This window comes from Streptococcus infantis (assembly GCF_047465185.1).
GTDB classification, from domain to species: Bacteria; Bacillota; Bacilli; order Lactobacillales; family Streptococcaceae; genus Streptococcus; species Streptococcus infantis_O.
This window is the reverse complement of record NZ_JASHAJ010000001.1, coordinates 123,433-139,207: the sequence shown is the minus strand read 5'-3', so window position 1 is coordinate 139,207 and position 15,775 is coordinate 123,433. Positions and strand designations below refer to the sequence as shown.

General features: G+C 39.5%; 15 protein-coding genes and 2 pseudogenes. 7 read left to right on the top strand and 10 right to left on the bottom strand.

From position 1 onward, the window contains the following. Positions 1 to 138: 138 nt before the first annotated feature. The 6 genes from QM382_RS00685 to rpsO all read right to left on the bottom strand — a co-directional run bounded on the left by QM382_RS00685 (position 139) and on the right by rpsO (position 5,975). Positions 139 to 1,482 (bottom strand): DEAD/DEAH box helicase, encoded by a 1,344-nt coding sequence (locus tag QM382_RS00685; protein WP_414272111.1) that lies wholly within the window; start codon positions 1,480 to 1,482, stop codon positions 139 to 141. 150 nt (positions 1,483 to 1,632) lie between these two features. Beyond that, entirely contained in the window at positions 1,633 to 2,328 is a 696-nt protein-coding gene (locus tag QM382_RS00680; protein ID WP_414272110.1) for an alpha/beta hydrolase-fold protein, read from the bottom strand. Continuing rightward, positions 2,309 to 3,319, bottom strand: a complete 1,011-nt coding sequence (locus QM382_RS00675; RefSeq protein ID WP_414258839.1) for an ABC transporter substrate-binding protein — start codon at positions 3,317 to 3,319, stop codon at positions 2,309 to 2,311. The genes QM382_RS00680 and QM382_RS00675 overlap by 20 nt, the downstream gene beginning before the upstream one ends. An 18-nt stretch (positions 3,320 to 3,337) precedes the next feature. Beyond that, positions 3,338 to 4,093: an ABC transporter ATP-binding protein gene (locus QM382_RS00670; protein WP_414258838.1), complete on the bottom strand. Its 756-nt coding sequence runs from the start codon at positions 4,091 to 4,093 to the stop codon at positions 3,338 to 3,340. 1 nt (position 4,094) lies between these two features. Beyond that, positions 4,095 to 5,141: a FecCD family ABC transporter permease gene (locus QM382_RS00665; RefSeq protein ID WP_414258836.1), complete on the bottom strand. Its 1,047-nt coding sequence runs from the start codon at positions 5,139 to 5,141 to the stop codon at positions 4,095 to 4,097. Between the two features lie 564 nt (positions 5,142 to 5,705). Continuing rightward, positions 5,706 to 5,975 carry a 30S ribosomal protein S15 gene (gene rpsO, locus QM382_RS00660; RefSeq protein WP_001018251.1) on the bottom strand — a complete coding sequence of 90 codons (270 nt, stop codon included), beginning with the start codon at positions 5,973 to 5,975 and terminating at the stop codon, positions 5,706 to 5,708. Between the two features lie 205 nt (positions 5,976 to 6,180). Here rpsO and QM382_RS00655 point away from each other — a divergent pair, with 205 nt between their 5' ends. The 7 genes and pseudogenes from QM382_RS00655 (at position 6,181) to QM382_RS00625 (ending at position 10,893) form a co-directional block, all read left to right on the top strand. Continuing rightward, positions 6,181 to 6,552 (top strand): hypothetical protein, encoded by a 372-nt coding sequence (locus tag QM382_RS00655; protein ID WP_414272109.1) that lies wholly within the window; start codon positions 6,181 to 6,183, stop codon positions 6,550 to 6,552. A gap of 121 nt (positions 6,553 to 6,673) precedes the next feature. Then, positions 6,674 to 6,801, top strand: a pseudogene (locus tag QM382_RS00650) (AAA family ATPase); the annotation flags it as partial. Positions 6,802 to 6,871: 70 nt separating this feature from the next. Next, positions 6,872 to 8,815 carry a threonine--tRNA ligase gene (thrS, locus tag QM382_RS00645; RefSeq protein ID WP_414272108.1) on the top strand — a complete coding sequence of 648 codons (1,944 nt, stop codon included), beginning with the start codon at positions 6,872 to 6,874 and terminating at the stop codon, positions 8,813 to 8,815. 8 nt (positions 8,816 to 8,823) lie between these two features. Then, positions 8,824 to 9,333: pseudogene (locus QM382_RS00640) on the top strand (DNA alkylation repair protein); the annotation flags it as partial. 88 nt (positions 9,334 to 9,421) lie between these two features. Beyond that, positions 9,422 to 9,967 carry a DUF6609 family protein gene (locus QM382_RS00635; protein ID WP_414272107.1) on the top strand — a complete coding sequence of 182 codons (546 nt, stop codon included), beginning with the start codon at positions 9,422 to 9,424 and terminating at the stop codon, positions 9,965 to 9,967. Positions 9,968 to 10,366: 399 nt separating this feature from the next. Continuing rightward, a complete protein-coding gene (locus QM382_RS00630; protein ID WP_414280773.1) occupies positions 10,367 to 10,540 on the top strand; it encodes a hypothetical protein in 174 nt (57 codons plus the stop codon). A 158-nt stretch (positions 10,541 to 10,698) separates the two neighbouring features. Beyond that, positions 10,699 to 10,893, top strand: coding sequence for a hypothetical protein (locus QM382_RS00625; protein WP_303407027.1), 195 nt, complete (start codon positions 10,699 to 10,701; stop codon positions 10,891 to 10,893). 80 nt (positions 10,894 to 10,973) lie between these two features. Here the strand turns inward: QM382_RS00625 and QM382_RS00620 are convergent, their stop codons facing one another. The 4 genes from QM382_RS00620 to QM382_RS00605 all read right to left on the bottom strand — a co-directional run bounded on the left by QM382_RS00620 (position 10,974) and on the right by QM382_RS00605 (position 15,560). Beyond that, a complete protein-coding gene (locus tag QM382_RS00620) occupies positions 10,974 to 11,117 on the bottom strand; it encodes a hypothetical protein (protein WP_414272106.1) in 144 nt (47 codons plus the stop codon). A gap of 64 nt (positions 11,118 to 11,181) precedes the next feature. Continuing rightward, positions 11,182 to 12,231: a DUF389 domain-containing protein gene (locus tag QM382_RS00615; RefSeq protein ID WP_414272105.1), complete on the bottom strand. Its 1,050-nt coding sequence runs from the start codon at positions 12,229 to 12,231 to the stop codon at positions 11,182 to 11,184. Between the two features lie 577 nt (positions 12,232 to 12,808). Next, positions 12,809 to 14,800 carry an ABC transporter permease gene (locus QM382_RS00610; protein ID WP_414272104.1) on the bottom strand — a complete coding sequence of 664 codons (1,992 nt, stop codon included), beginning with the start codon at positions 14,798 to 14,800 and terminating at the stop codon, positions 12,809 to 12,811. Between the two features lies 1 nt (position 14,801). Beyond that, positions 14,802 to 15,560, bottom strand: a complete 759-nt coding sequence (locus QM382_RS00605) for an ABC transporter ATP-binding protein (protein ID WP_006152604.1) — start codon at positions 15,558 to 15,560, stop codon at positions 14,802 to 14,804. Positions 15,561 to 15,775 lie beyond the last annotated feature (215 nt).

The following is a 15,775-nucleotide window of genomic DNA, read 5'->3' as shown; positions in this document are numbered from 1 at the left end:
TTTTGATTAAAAATCCTATAGCATCAGTCTCTATGACATTTTTTTGCTATTCAAATTAATTAGCGATTCTTACTTATACTATCTTAGGCTTTAAGAGTCAAAAAAACAGTAAAACCACTTGGTTCTACTGTCTCAATTCTAAAATGTTTGACGCTTGGCTTTACGTTCTGCACGTCCACGGGCACGACTTTCAGCACGCTTGGTTTTACGGCGTTTTTCATCGACTGCCCACTGAATTTTCTTCTTATAGCCTGGTTTAACTTTTTTCTTTTTCTTTTTGACCAAGCCAATCATTTCGATATCCAGTTTTTCTTGTTTTTTCTCACGATTGGCACGACGATCACGGTCATAGGTATCTTGGAATTCTCCGTCTTTAACCACCTTAGGTACAAACTTAATTCCTAATTTCTCCAACTCACGAATATCAGAGTCATCACTAGGCTGGTAAAGGGTAATGGCTGTACCTGGTAGACCATTACGTCCAGTTCGTCCAACACGGTGGACAAAGAAAGACAAGTCCTGTGGGATAGCATCATTGATAACATGGCTGACACCTTCGATGTCAATCCCACGCGCAGCCAAGTCAGTCGCAACGATGTACTCAAAATCAAGGTTCTTTACCTGATTCATGATCCGTTTACGTTCACGAGGCGCAATATCTCCATGAATCTTCGCTACCTTTAGACCTTGCGCAGTTAAGTAAGAATGTAATTCATCTGCACGTGTTTTTGTATTGACAAAAATCATAGCAAGATAAGGTTGCATCAATTGAGTCAATTCATAAATCTGAGCATTCTTGTCACGCCCCTTGGTCGAAATCAACCAGTTATCAATGGTATCAGAGATAACGGTTTTGGTCTTGATTTTCTCCATGACAGGATTTGACAAATATTTCTTCAAGAATGGTTGCAGTTTTTGTGGGATGGTTGCTGAAAAGACCATAAACTGCAAGTCTTTTGGAAGGCTTCCTGCAATCTTATCGACTGTCTCCAAGAATCCCATATCCAAGGTCATGTCGGCTTCATCGACAACAAAAATCTTAGCCTTGTGAATAGCCAAATCACCTGATTTTACCAAATCATAGATACGACCTGGAGTTCCGATGACAATATGTGGCTGATTGCTTGCCAGTTTGTCAATTTGGCGAGCCTTATCTGTACCACCAACATAGTTGGCAACACGAATCTCTACTTCAGAATGTTCCGCAATCTGGCGAGCTGCCTGGTAAATCTGAGTCGCCAACTCACGACTAGGAGCTGTGATAACGGCTTGTACACTATCACTTTCTTCATCTAGCTGTTGGAAAATCGGCAACAAGAAGGTATGGGTCTTTCCTGAACCTGTTTTTGATTCACCGACCAAGTCACGCCCTGCCAAGACAATAGGAATCAACTTTTCTTGCACTTCGGTAGGCGCCGTAAACTTCAACTCTTCCAAAGCTTTTTCTATATATTTCTTAAAATTAAATTGTGTAAATGACATAATTTCCTCGATTCTATCTATCTTCTCATTATACCATAATTTAGTTTATTACAGGGAGGGATTTCCGTCAAGGGTAATCGCTTGAAAATTCTAAGGAAAAGCATACATGAGAAACACTCCTAGTTGCGATGAACAAGGAGTGCTATTAGATTACTTGAGTTCCCACTGCTCTCTTAGCCAATCACAAAACTGATGATAGCGTTCGTTAAGAGCTTCATGATGCCCATAAGCATCAAATGTAGAATATGTTGAGGGAACTGCTTCTGAAATCAGGTTATGTAGTTCCCTTGCAAACATCGGAGCCTTAGACAGACGATTAGAATGATTGGCACCTTCTATCTGACCATTTTGCAGATAAATCAGACTTTGACTCTGTATCAGCTCATGTTCCCTACAAAAGTCTGTAAAGTCTGGATACCAGAAGGAACCACAGATAGAGAAGATACAGGCCAAGGGGAGATGATTACTGTAAAGACTATAGATAGCAGCAAGACCACCAAGTGAATAACCACCATATGCAATCCTATTTTCATCAATCAAGTAGTCTTTTTTTAGAGTTGTTAGAATTCCTTGAAAGAGCTTCTCATGATAGGCTTCTACCTTCCCACCAAAATCCGGAGCCCCTTCTTTTAAAGCACTAACTTTCCAAGGTGTAAAGTCATTCAGACGGCTTTCTGGAATCAAACCCACCAAAATCACAGATTGAGATAGGTCTGACAAATAGTCCAGTTCCCCATCGTTTAGAAGTACAATTGGGTAGGCTTGTTTAGAGTCATAGTTTGAAGGAAGGCTGACCCTAACCTGAATTCCTTCCCAGTTAAACTCCTTATTTCTTGATAAAGTCATTGATTTTTTCAAGTGAATCAATCACTGCAGGACCGTAGTCCATCAATTCATCATAAGAGATGGTCATGATTTTTTGATTCTTGATTGCTGGTACATTTTCCAAAACAGTGTTTGCCTTCATCAAATCCACTGCTTTTTCATCCAACTTTTGATTACGATCGCTAGTTACATAGATAATCAACTCTGGATCCATTGATACTAGATTTTCCAGGGTCAAACCAGATGTTCCTGTTGCAACATTGGTATAACCAAGTTGGTTAAGCAAGCTTTCTTGAAGGGCTGACTTGTAGGCACCAAAGGTTTCGTCATTGTAGGCAACCATAATTAAAGCTTTTTTCTTTTCACCCTGTGTTTCTGGGTTGGCTTTTTTAACCGCATCGATTTTAGCTTGCAATTGTTCTGCGTATTGGTTGGCCTTGTCTTGGACATTAAAAATTGTTCCTAGATTCTTCACATCTTCTACGATATTTCCCAAATCTTGTTGAACATTTGAAAGTGAAGCTTTTTGCGTATAAACAGGAATTTTGTTTTCATTCCAAGCGCTAATCGTTCCCATTGACTTTTCAGAGAACATCATGTTGCGCCCCATCAAGGCATCAGGTTCATAAGAAAGAACCGTTTCTTGTGAGACTGATTTCTTATCCCCAATATGAGGGATAGCTTCAATGGCATCCTTGTATTTACCAGTTACGGCATTATCAGGATTGAGCATGCCGGCAATTTTATCTTTCAAACCAAGTTCAAGTAGAATTTCAGTTGTTGAAAGGTTGTTGGTGATGACCTTTTCAGGAGCCTTTTCAAAGACTTGCTCGACTTCGTTTCCTTTGGCATCGTATGTTTTGATGGTTACAGGATAGCTTGTTTCTGTAGTAGCTTTTTGACTAGCTTCTGTTGTAGCTGGTGCAGTTGCTGTTTCTTTAGATGTGTTGCTACAAGCCGCCAAAGTTAAGGTAGCTACTGTTACGAGCAAAATACTGAGTGATTTTTTCATGTCAATTTCCTTTAAATCTTATAAATAGTGAATCATGGCTTGCTGGTCTTCCATCCAAGTAACCTTACTTTGGACACCATAGACAACCTGCAAAGATTCAGGAGTGATGGTTTCTTTTGGAGTACCTTGGTAAACTATCTCTCCCTCTTTCATCAGATAGAGATAGTCTGAATAGCGACAAGCCAGCTGAATATCATGCAAGACGGCTAACACATTGATCTGGAGATTTTTGACAATGGTTAACAAGTCCAGCTGATACTTGATATCCAAGTGATTGGTCGGCTCGTCTAAGAGCAAGAGTGAAGGTTCTTGAGCTAAGGCGCGTGCTAACAAAACTCGCTGTCTCTCTCCTCCTGATAGAGAAGAGTAAAGGCGATTTCTCTTTTCGAGCATATCTACCTTGGCTAGAGCATCCTCAACCAAGGCAAAGTCTTTTTCTTTTTCCTTTTGTAAGAAAGAGAGATGGGGTGTTCTGCCCAGCATAACGATTTCTTCAACCGTACAATCAAATTGGAGTTGATTGAACTGGGTGATGACGGCCATCTGTTTTGCCGTTTCCTTAACTCTCATTTGTTCTATCGGTTTCCCATCAAGGGAAATCAGGCCCTGATCAGGCTTTTCCTGACGATAGAGGAGTTTCAGTAGGCTAGTTTTCCCACTCCCATTGGGGCCTAAAATCGTATGAAATTGGTTGCCCTCCAGTTTAAGCGAGACTCCTTTGAGAATCTTTTTTTCTCCGATTCCAAAGTGAATATCCTGACACATTAAGTCCATATCAGACCTTCACCTCCCTTCGTCTACTAGCAACCATGTAGATAAAGAAAGGTGCACCTACTAAGGCTGTGAAGATTCCAATCGGAAGCTCAGCATTTTGTATCAAAACACGAGCAAGGACATCTGCCCAGACAACAAAGAGAGCGCCAAGTAAAGTAGCAATCGGAAAAAGTCTTCTGTAGTTTGTACCAACCAAGCTTCTTGCCAAATGAGGTGTAATCAGGCCAACAAAACCAATAATCCCACAGGTCGATACCAAGATAGCTGTCAGCACAGCCACAATAGCCACATAGAGATACCAGTAAAAACGTAGAGGAATCCCCAAGGTCAAGGCTGCCTCATCACCCATCATCATGGCATTAAAAACACGGTATTGGGTAGAGAAAAACAAAAAGGATATTCCCACGACTACTGCTGGCAGGGTTAAGTGAGCCCAGGAGATCCCTGCTAGAGAACCCATGGTCCAAAACTTGATCGTCATGACACTGTCAGCATTAGCGCCAACTGAGATAATAAAGTTTGAAAAAGCCAAAAAGAGTGCATTGACCACCGTCCCTGATAAAATGAGGCTTGAAGTTGTCATCCTGCCTTGCATGGAAGCAATGACTAAGACTGCAACTGTTGCCAAAAGCGCTCCAAGGAAAGAACCAACACCAATCATGACCTTAAAACCGAGAATAATGCTCAGCGTTGCTCCAAAGGTTGCCCCAGCTGAAATCCCTAACACATAAGGTTCAGCAATGGGGTTATTGACTGTTGACTGCATGACACTACCACACATAGAAAGACCCGCACCAACTATCAAACCTAGAAAGACCCGTGGCAATCTCATATTCCAAACAATAGCAAGTGTCGACTTCGAAATGTCTCCTATATCCAACGGAGCTCCCATCTTACTTAATATAATCCGATAGGTATCACTCAAACTAATTTGAACAGAACCCATAGAAACAGCAAAAAATAGAGAGATTCCCAATGCTACAAGCAAAAAAGCTAGCAGAAAAAAATATCGCAGGTTTTGATGGCTTCCAGAAAATTTGGAAAGCATGAAACCCTCCCTTTATCAAAGATTAAAAATTTAGACAATTTTCATAATTAGTATACCACATTTCCAAATCAGGAACAAGACTAGAAAAATATAGAAAAAAGCCCTCTGAAGTCAGAGAGCTAATTTGAACTTGGGCTAAAATCCTAGTGAAAAAGATGAAACTCCTTGTGTTCATCGAACACTGCGTCCTTTCCCTATTTTCATACGGATTTTTAACGCCCTTAGCATCATAATTCTTGCTGGATAAAACGTTTATAGACTAGGCGGCAAGCCAAAGATTGAACAAAAATTTTAGTGAAACAAAAAATCTCCCCAAAGGGAGATGATCTGGTTTATTTTACCTTACAGTGCTAGGAACCGTAACCGAAGATAATACTTAAGTATATCGAGGTGAGGTGACAAAATAAAAAAACTACTCAACTAGAGTAGCCTTACTTTCAAGATATGCTCAATTGAACACGGCCTAAGCACTTGGCAAAAAAGATAAAATCTCCTAGAAACTGAAGTTTCTTCGTCAATTTTCCTATTTTTGCTTTGTGCTTTTGACGGCCTTTGTATCTTGAATTAGCGACGAAGTCCAAGAGAGTTGATTAACTCACGGTAACGGTTAACGTCGTTTTTACGCAAGTATGCAAGCAAATTACGACGGCGACCGATTTTCTTCATCAATCCACGGTAAGTAGCGTGGTCTTTTTTGTGTTGTTTGATGTGTTCGTTAAGGTGGTTGATTTCCCAAGTAAGGACAGCAACTTGAACCTCTACTGAACCTGTATCACCTTCGTGACGGGCATATTGTGCGATGATTTCATTTTTTTTCTCTTTTGAGATTGCCATGATGTTTCTCCTTTTTATTTGGCTTCATCCGAGTGACAGGTTGGCATGCCTGTAACCAAGAAGAAGTTATTTGTCTTTACGACAGTTCTTATTCTACCAATAACTAACTTCTTTGTCAACTAATTTACTATCAATACCGCAAATGTGCTATAATAGTTATAGGAAGGATATCTAAGGTGACAGCTTGAAAAGTGAGGTGATTACCATGCGTAAATTCTCGCAATATCTCCCCTACTATCTGGTCATATTTTTCTTTTATTGGCCACTTTATGGATTATTTATACTACTATTACAGAATCCAAAACTAACGGAGCTCTATCTTTTAAATATATTCATCATTTCGCCTGTTGTAATTTTTATAGTTTCACTTCTTTATAGCTACCGTTTTGGTTTTTCACTCTATTGGCTTCTAGGTAGTTGCTTGCTCTATGGCTTTACTATTATTCCTTTCAAAGAATTTATTTTTGTTTATTTTCTAGCCTATGAAATTCTTATTCTACTAGGTACAGTTATTGGTGCCACTATCAAGTATCTGGTTCAAAAACTGAAAAACAAAAAACTTTCACAAAATCCTTGAAAAATCTCGCAATCATGCTATAATAATGCATAGAGACAAGTCACTTAGAATCTTTCTTTTAGAGAGTGCGTGGTTGCTGAGAACGCATAGGAAGTCTAAACTGATACTACTCTACTAACTTTTATGCAAACATAAAACGGTGGCCACGTTAGAGCCAATCAGAGGTGTCCCTCTTTTTTGAGGAACATAAATGAAGGTGGAACCACGTTGCGACGTCCTTTCGAGGAGGTCGCTTTTTGTTTTTCTTGATTTAAGAATGCAAAATAGGGAAACACTTCTGCTATAAAAATAATTGATAACTAATATTAAGGAGAACATCATGATTAAGATTACTTTCCCAGATGGCGCTGTTCGTGAATTCGAATCAGGCGTTACTACTTTTGAAATTGCCCAATCTATCAGTAATTCCCTAGCTAAAAAAGCTCTTGCTGGTAAATTAAACGGCAAACTCATTGACACTACTCGTGCTATCACTGAAGATGGAAGCATCGAAATCGTGACACCTGATCACGAAGATGCTCTTCCAATCTTGCGTCACTCAGCTGCACACTTGTTTGCACAAGCAGCTCGTCGCCTTTTCCCAGACATTCACTTGGGTGTTGGCCCAGCTATCGAAGATGGTTTCTACTACGATACTGATAACCAAGCTGGCCAAATCTCTAACGAAGATCTTCCTCGTATCGAAGAAGAAATGAAGAAAATTGTGAAAGAAAACTTCCCATCTATTCGCGAGGAAGTGACCAAAGATGAGGCGCGTGAAATTTTCAAAAACGATCCATACAAGTTAGAATTGATTGAAGAACACTCAGAAGACGAAGGTGGCTTGACCATCTACCGTCAAGGTGAATATGTAGACCTTTGCCGTGGCCCACACGTTCCATCAACTGGTCGTATCCAAATCTTCCACCTTCTCAATGTAGCAGGTGCTTACTGGCGTGGAAATAGCGACAATGCGATGATGCAACGGATCTACGGTACTGCCTGGTTTGACAAGAAAGACTTGAAGAACTACCTTCAAATGCGTGAAGAAGCTAAAGAGCGTGACCACCGTAAACTTGGGAAAGAGCTTGATTTGTTCATGATTTCTCAAGAAGTTGGTCAAGGTCTTCCATTCTGGTTGCCAAATGGTGCGACGATCCGTCGTGAGTTGGAACGCTATATCGTTGATAAAGAAGTCGCAGCAGGCTACCAACACGTCTACACTCCACCAATTGCTTCTGTAGAACTTTATAAGACTTCAGGTCACTGGGATCACTACCGTGAAGACATGTTTCCACCAATGGATATGGGGGATGGAGAAGAGTTTGTTCTTCGTCCAATGAACTGTCCTCACCACATCGAAGTTTACAAACACCATGTGCACTCTTACCGCGAATTGCCAATCCGTATCGCTGAAATCGGTATGATGCACCGTTATGAAAAATCTGGTGCCCTTACAGGACTTCAACGTGTGCGTGAAATGTCTCTGAATGATGGCCATACCTTTGTGGCTCCAGAACAAATCGAGGAAGAATTCAAGAAGATCCTTCAATTGATCATCGATGTGTATGAAGACTTTAACTTGACAGATTATCGTTTCCGCTTGTCTTACCGTGATCCTGAAGACAAACACAAATACTTTGACAACGATGAAATGTGGGAAAATGCTCAACGCATGTTGAAAGCAGCCGTTGATGATATGGGTGTTGAGTACTATGAAGCTGAAGGGGAAGCAGCCTTCTACGGACCAAAATTGGATATCCAAGTGAAAACAGCTCTTGGTAAAGAAGAAACTCTTTCAACTATCCAATTGGACTTCTTGCTTCCAGAACGCTTTGATCTTCATTACATTGGAGCAGACGGGGAAGAACACCGTCCAGTTATGATTCACCGTGGTGTTATCTCAACGATGGAACGCTTTACAGCTATCTTGATTGAAAACTACAAGGGTGCCTTCCCAACATGGCTGGCACCACATCAAGTAACCCTTATCCCAGTTTCTAACGAAAAACACGTTGACTACGCTTGGGAAGTAGCGAAGAAACTCCGTGACCGTGGTATCCGTGCTGATGTGGATGAACGTAATGAGAAAATGCAGTTCAAGATCCGTGCTTCACAAACTAGCAAGATTCCTTACCAATTGATCGTTGGTGACAAGGAAATGGAAGATGGAACTGTCAACGTTCGTCGCTATGGACAAAAAGAAACGAACACTGTATCAGTAGATGAATTTGTAGCAACTATCCTAGCTGATATCGCTAACAAATCTCGTGTTGAGAAATAAAACGATTACAGTCTGGGGTGTATCAGGTTCGAATGTACGGAGTCTTCCTTTTTGGCTATTTATCACAGAAAGAGGAAGTTCTCACCTTTTTGAGAGAAGAGGTTTCCAAGGACGATAACTGGAGAGTGCAAGAAGTGTTAGCGAAGGCGTTCGACGAGTACTGTAAAAAAGTCAGCTATGAAAAAGCACTTCCCGTCATCGACGAGTGGCTAACCCATCCGCGTTCCAATACAAGACGAGCGGTCACAGAAGGCTTACGAATCTGGACGAGCCGGCCGTATTTTAAAGAACATCCCCATGAAGCCATCCGAAGAATTGCCGCCCTCAAAGAAGACGAAAGCGAGTATGTCCGAAAATCTGTTGGCAATGCCCTTCGAGATATTAGCAAGAAGTACCCTGCGTTCATAAAGGCTGAATTAGAAACATGGACTCTCGATTCTAAAGCAATTCAGCAAGTGTATCAATTGGCGAGCAAGTTTTTATCAAAAGAGCATGACTTTAGTAATGGCAATCCATGACAAAAGTGCGACGGATTGACATCCGTTTTTTACAGGAGTAAAATAGAGGATGTCGTTAAAAGTTTCAAAGTTAACTGGAGGAATACGTATGTCATTTTTAGGTTATAACAAAGGAGAAACATTAGAATTTAACTACAAAAAGGCGTGTGGCTTATGGCTCATCGCAGTCGCATTCGTAATTGCACTTGCGACAGTTGTAGGTGGCGAACAAATCATTAATATGCAGGTTTTCAGTATCGGGTATATGGTGAGCTTCTTTTCCATTAATCTGAATAAAAAAGTCCTTCATAAGTTTTCAGAAGGCCCTTCAACGCCTTTCCAACGAAAAGTGTCGTTATACTCGGTGATTCTCTTATTTATTTTGCTAGTACTTTTAGGAGGTCCGTTTTTTGAATCAGAGAACTGGAGACTTATCTGGCTAGGCGCACTCCTTGCGACAGGAATTCATTTCTTACCGTACTACTTCGTTCATGGGAAATCAATGATCTTCCTAGGGTTGGCATGTGTGATTAACGCAGCATTCGGATACCTTTCTCCGCAAACATCCCTCGTGACCATCGCTTATATTGATGCCTTTATTAAATTAGCCTTTGGAGTTTACTTATTCTTCTTATCTAAACCATCCAAAGCATAAATTCATTGCCATTTACAAACAGCAAATCAATTTGGTTTGCTGTTTTTTTGATAAGGTTGATTTCTACGGAACTTTGCGGATTTCTACATAATAGCTGTAACGTTGCACCGGTGCAAGCCTTCGTCTTGCACCTTTAAAGCTTCAAAGTAGGAGTACACCCGAAAGCGGGTTACTCCTACTAATTCACATTTAATGCGTAACGCGTTACTGCTATTATAGAATCCGCAGTTCCTTCGAAATCAACCAAGCCATGACTTTAGTAATCCAAATCAATGACCAAAGTGCCTATTGCACGACTCCTTAAAGTGGTTTAATAAAGACAAGGAATACAGTTAAGGAGCGATTCACATGAAAATCAACATCAAAAAACAAGACACAAACCAACTTACAAAAGACCTAATGATTGTAGCGCTCGTCGTCAATGCATTAGCCCTTGTCATGCACCTGGTTTTAAACGTTTTTACAGGCCAAGCATTAATCCCTGTACTCACAAGCCAATTTATCTTTATCCTTCTCCCGATCATGTACCTAGTAGAGGATGCTAAGAAAAATAAAGAATCGGACAACCGGTAAATTGCTAAGAAGGACTATTCACAGATGATTTCTAGGAGTATAATTGGTGTATAGATAAATAATAAATGATGAGATTTTACCACGTTAGCAAGTTGATGAAGCAATTACGTCGTAAGTAGTGTAGGTTTTGTAGCGTTGTTTAAGGGGTGGAATAGGATATGTCAAAATTAACTTATGGGATTTTCTTAGGTTCAATTTTAGGTTTATTTTTGTCAATTGTTGTTTATTTCTTTGCACCTGATTTATATCCGGTTTATCCGAATGTACTGTCGGTATTCTTTTTTGTAGCTGTGGCTTCAGCTATCTTGATAGTTATTTTTAGAAAATTAAAATACAAAAATCACTCTGAATAGAGTGGTCAGAACGTAGACAAACGTCATTTTTGGCGTTTGTCTTTTTGTTGTATTTTCGAAATGATTTGCTTTATCATCTGTTATTCCATCCAAAAATCGGATTTAGAACAAGATAAAAAAGGATATTTGCTATCCATTTCACCAATTTTTTGATATTTCAACATGCTATCGTAATTGGTCAAACCACCACAAATGGAATCTTCATCAACAATTCTTTTATCCATTAACTTTTGGATATAGAATATCCTCCCAAGATTTGCTTCCATGAGTTAGATAAGTTGACTATCCTCAGTCCTTGTCTGCTTCATTTTCTTTTGCGCGATCGTTTTGTAAATCTTTTTCAGAGAGTTTTTGTTCGATATACTTGTCAATGTTTTCGTAAAATTCCTTAATCGTCTCACTATCTAATTTTGCCGAATTATGGAATTGCTTGACTTTCAATTGAACAGATTGAATACCGTAAGAGGCCTGCTTTTGGCGAATAGTTTCTAATTCTTCTTCTGAAATCGGATCTCCAACAACTGTCAAGACCAATTCATTATTACTTGACTTGTAGACTTGATTAATGATCGTATGATTGGCGAACTCATTTTCTACAAACTGTTTGATCCCTTCTTTTCGAGCTTGATCCATCGTCAGAGTGACTGCTGAATAGCTGGCTGGAAGGACCAATAATACAATCAAGGAGATCAATCCAATTTTCATTTTAATGTTTAGCTCATTAAATGAACTTAAGGGAGATTTTCTCATCAACATTCTTGTTCCAACAATGTTGATTAGCATGATAAAGACACAGTTGATCAAGAAAAGATAAAGAGCCCCAAATAAAAATCGTACATTTCCATTAGCTAAACCATATCCTGCAGTGCAGATAGGTGGCATAAGAGCTGTTGCGATGGCTACTCCTGGTACGATATTGTTTGCTTCTTTTTTCCTTGAACCAATGAAACCTGCTATCCCACCAGCAATAGCAATGAGAACATCCCAAATGGTTGGAGAGGTTCGTGCAATCAACTCGCTACTTGCATAAGATAAGGGAGAAATCCAGAAATACAGAGTCGATACAAGCAAACTGACCAATACTTGAGTAAGTAAAACCTGTAGAGATTGCTTGATTAAACGCGTATCAAAAATAGCTAAACCAAACCCCAGTCCAACAATCGGTGTCATAAGAGGGGAAATCAGCATGGCTCCAATAACGACAGCTGTTGAATTCATATTTAGACCTATAGAGGCAATAAAAATCGAACACATCAAAATCAGTGTATCTCTTAATCGAACATGAAGGTCATCATATAGTTTCTCGCGGAATTCACGTGTTGAATAGTTTCCGGACATTGGTTACTCCTTTTATTTCATATAATCTTGTTTCTGCATGGATGATGGTAGAGAGACTTCTGTCCAAACTGACATGTTTTTAATTCTTAGCTGTGATTCTTTTGAACATTATCTTTTAAATATCCATCAGTCCATCCTACATATTATATCAAAAATTTTACAGTCTTTCTCTGAAGAAATCAATTCATTTAAAAGATAGAGAAAGGAAGAAATTTTTGTATCCTTATTCGAAGAAGAAAAACGATATCTCCTCTGAAAGTAGATACCGTTTTAATGTTTAAAGATGATGAGTTTGTAGCAGCAATCCTAGCTGATCTCGCCAACAAATCACGTGTTGAGAAATAAGAGATAAAATCTGATACAAAATCCCAGCTACTAAAAAAGAGGCTGGGACAAAAGTCCTAGCCTCTCAATTGTCTTTTGATTGTCGAGCAAGACGCAGTGGTTGAGTGGGCTCTCCTACGCTGATTTCATCGGCTTTTATAACCCTACTCAACTGTGCAGAGGCGGGACAACGAAATCGAATTCTAACGAATTAACGATTTCTGTCCCACTCTCTTTTTTGATGTTTCTGTTTTTACATTTGAACAATTCTACGATAACTTCTTGAAGTAATCATAAAGATAAGTACGTAGATGAGGGCAAAGATACCACAAATAGAAAGTGTTACACTTAACATCATAGCTGTATCTACTACCCCAATGACCTTAAGAATCAAACTTAACATATGATAGGCAAAAGCCAAGTGTAGGAAAGCAAAGATTACAGGGAGGAAGAAAACAGTCAAGACTTGCTTGTTAATGGTTTGTTTGATTTGTTTTTGATCCAAGCCCACTTTTTGCAGGATGACAAAGCGTTCACGATCCTCATAACCTTCTGAGATTTGTTTATAGTAAATGACCAGTACAGTACCTACCATAAAGATGATAGAGAGGAAAATACCGATAAAGAGAATTCCACCAAAGAGAGCGTTCATTTCAGCAATTGCATCAGTTTTAGTAGTTCCATTATAAACCATAGCATCTTCACTCTTGAGATTATGACTAAAATTGTTCACATACGCATCAAAATCATCAGATAGCTTTAACTGTTCCTCTTGACTAGCAGTTACATCCATACCACCGTAGAACTGAGTGTAGATAGCGGAATCTTGGTACTGTTCCAAAAAGTTTTGAAGATTTGGTACAACTAGATAGTTATAATCCGATACCAAGAGAACATATTGATTTGAAACATGATTCATAACAAAATCTTGCTGGATTGCTTCCTTGATCGTATAGTCCTGATTGTTCAGACTGAATGCTTTTTGACCTTTAAGTTGATCATTTCGAGCCCAAAGTCCTACTTCATTACCAGTAAGATTTAGCTTTTGTCCAGTCATTTTTTCATAATCTTTTTGATCAAAAACCAGAAAGACTGTCTTAGGCATGACATTGTTTTGCCCTTTTTCAAAGGTGGTTAATTTGGTCCCCTCTTGACTCGAAAGACCGAAACTTGCATAATTGAGGACGTCCTTATTGCTGATCGTTAGGTTCTTTTCGCTAGCGTATTGAGTCAAAAGCTTGTCTAAATCCTCAACTTCTACATGTTGTCCCTTAACATCAAAATCATGAGGATACATGAGTTTTTTCATATTCTCAGAACCGTTGTAGATACTAGTAGCTGCTGACATAGTAACCAAAACCATGGTTGAAAGGATGGCAATGGTTGCTAATCCGACAGCATTTTTCTTCATACGAAAGATGAGGTTAGAAACAGAGATGAGGTTGTTGGGTTGGTAGTAATATCGCTTGTTTTTCTTGAGCAACTGCAAGAAAACTGTAATACCTGCATTGAATAGGAGGTAGGTTGCAAAAATGACCAACATAACGGCTATGAAGAAAGTTAAGACCGCTGAAACTGGATCTTTTACGCTTTGTGCTAGGTAGTAGCCACCACCTAGAGTAATTAGTCCTACAAGTGTCTGAAGAACTAGGAAACGCCCCTTCTTCTCACCCTTTGCTTTTTCTCTAGAAAGCTGTAGAGCATCCATACGGATAATGCGTACAGCGTTCAGGAAAACGATGACTAAAAAGATAAAACCGAATACTAGAAGGATTGAAAGCACTACGGACCATTGGAAGGTTGCGACTAACTCTACCTTCATCTTTGCAAGTTTTAGTAGTAAAGCGAAAATCAGATTATCAAAGAGGGCACCAATTCCAATTCCGGCAGTGACTGTTACTAGCCCAAATATCAAGAGTTCCTTAAAAGTCATACCAATCAAATGGCGTTTTTCTAAGCCCAACATGCCATATACACCCAGTTCTTTTGAGCGATTTTTCATGACAAAACTATTGGCATAAAGAACGATAATGGCAGATGCAAATGTTACAACGACAAGCCCTAGTTGTAGGGTAAATTGAATAGCAGATGCACCACGTAAATCCACAATTTTAGGATTAAAGGCTAGAGAGTAAAAGAGATAGCTGATAGTGACTGCCAAAATGACAGACAAAGCAAACGGATAATAGAGTTTGCGGTTTTTAATTAAGTTGGATATGGCCAACTTATTGGTTAATCGAAACATACTAGTTCACCTCACTTGCCATAACAGTCAAGGTGTCAGAGATTTCTTGGAACATCTGACGATCCGTCTTTTCACCACGGTAGATTTGATTATAGAGAATACCGTCCTTGATGAAAAGAACACGTTTTGCACGGCTAGCAGCTGCTGTTGAGTGGGTCACCATGAGAATGGTTTGCCCTTGCTCGTTGATCTGATCAAAGATATCAAGGAGGGCTGCAGAAGATTTAGAGTCTAGGGCACCTGTTGGCTCGTCCGCAAGAAGAATTTCTGGTTCTGTGATGATAGCCCGTGCAACTGCTACCCTTTGTTTTTGCCCACCAGAGATTTCATAAGGGTACTTCTCTTGCAATTGATTGATGCCAAGATTTTCAGCTGTTACGACCAATTTTTTCATCATTTCTGTAATAGGCTTTCTAGACAATACCAAAGGGAGTAAGATATTGTCCTTAACAGAAAGCGTATCTAACAAATTGAAGTCTTGGAAGACAAAGCCTAACTTTTCACGACGGAAGCTTGATGCTTCAGAATTTTTAATGGTAGCTGTGTCAGTTCCGTTTAGGAAGACCTGGCCACGCGTTGGCTTGTCAAGCATAGCTAGAATATTCAGTAGAGTAGATTTACCAGACCCAGACTCACCCATGATAGCGACGTAGTCGCCTTTTTCAACGGTAAAGTGAATATCTTTCAGGGCTTCTACTTGGTTGCCTTGAAAGCGAGTTTTATAAATCTTTTGAACGTGTTTTACATCTAATAGTGTCATGATAATCTCCTTTTTAATATCCCATTAATTGAAACTGAGCTTGCATCATTTCGATGCCGATTTGAACTCGCTCGATATCCTTTGGACTCGGCTTACTTGTTTGTTTCTTTTGTAAAATTGTTTTCATGGTTCCTCTCCTTTTTCTTTATGCTCTAAGTTTACTCCAAAAAAAGGTGGCTTGCCATAACATAACCTTACAAAAGAGGCCTTTAATC

What these genes read in the sequence shown, in the direction of transcription:
- QM382_RS00610 (WP_414272104.1), bottom strand. Translation starts at nt 14,800, where the DNA reads ATGTTTCGATTAACCAATAAGTTGGCCATATCCAACTTAATTAAAAAC.
- QM382_RS00615 (WP_414272105.1), bottom strand. Translation starts at nt 12,231, where the DNA reads ATGTCCGGAAACTATTCAACACGTGAATTCCGCGAGAAACTATATGAT.
- thrS (WP_414272108.1), top strand. Translation starts at nt 6,872, where the DNA reads ATGATTAAGATTACTTTCCCAGATGGCGCTGTTCGTGAATTCGAATCA.
- rpsO (WP_001018251.1), bottom strand. Translation starts at nt 5,975, where the DNA reads ATGGCAATCTCAAAAGAGAAAAAAAATGAAATCATCGCACAATATGCC.
- QM382_RS00675 (WP_414258839.1), bottom strand. Translation starts at nt 3,319, where the DNA reads ATGAAAAAATCACTCAGTATTTTGCTCGTAACAGTAGCTACCTTAACT.
- QM382_RS00685 (WP_414272111.1), bottom strand. Translation starts at nt 1,482, where the DNA reads ATGTCATTTACACAATTTAATTTTAAGAAATATATAGAAAAAGCTTTG.
- QM382_RS00655 (WP_414272109.1), top strand. Translation starts at nt 6,181, where the DNA reads ATGCGTAAATTCTCGCAATATCTCCCCTACTATCTGGTCATATTTTTC.
- QM382_RS00620 (WP_414272106.1), bottom strand. Translation starts at nt 11,117, where the DNA reads ATGGATAAAAGAATTGTTGATGAAGATTCCATTTGTGGTGGTTTGACC.
- QM382_RS00670 (WP_414258838.1), bottom strand. Translation starts at nt 4,093, where the DNA reads ATGGACTTAATGTGTCAGGATATTCACTTTGGAATCGGAGAAAAAAAG.
- QM382_RS00680 (WP_414272110.1), bottom strand. Translation starts at nt 2,328, where the DNA reads ATGACTTTATCAAGAAATAAGGAGTTTAACTGGGAAGGAATTCAGGTT.
- QM382_RS00625 (WP_303407027.1), top strand. Translation starts at nt 10,699, where the DNA reads ATGTCAAAATTAACTTATGGGATTTTCTTAGGTTCAATTTTAGGTTTA.
- QM382_RS00605 (WP_006152604.1), bottom strand. Translation starts at nt 15,560, where the DNA reads ATGACACTATTAGATGTAAAACACGTTCAAAAGATTTATAAAACTCGC.
- QM382_RS00630 (WP_414280773.1), top strand. Translation starts at nt 10,367, where the DNA reads ATGATTGTAGCGCTCGTCGTCAATGCATTAGCCCTTGTCATGCACCTG.
- QM382_RS00665 (WP_414258836.1), bottom strand. Translation starts at nt 5,141, where the DNA reads ATGCTTTCCAAATTTTCTGGAAGCCATCAAAACCTGCGATATTTTTTT.
- QM382_RS00635 (WP_414272107.1), top strand. Translation starts at nt 9,422, where the DNA reads ATGTCATTTTTAGGTTATAACAAAGGAGAAACATTAGAATTTAACTAC.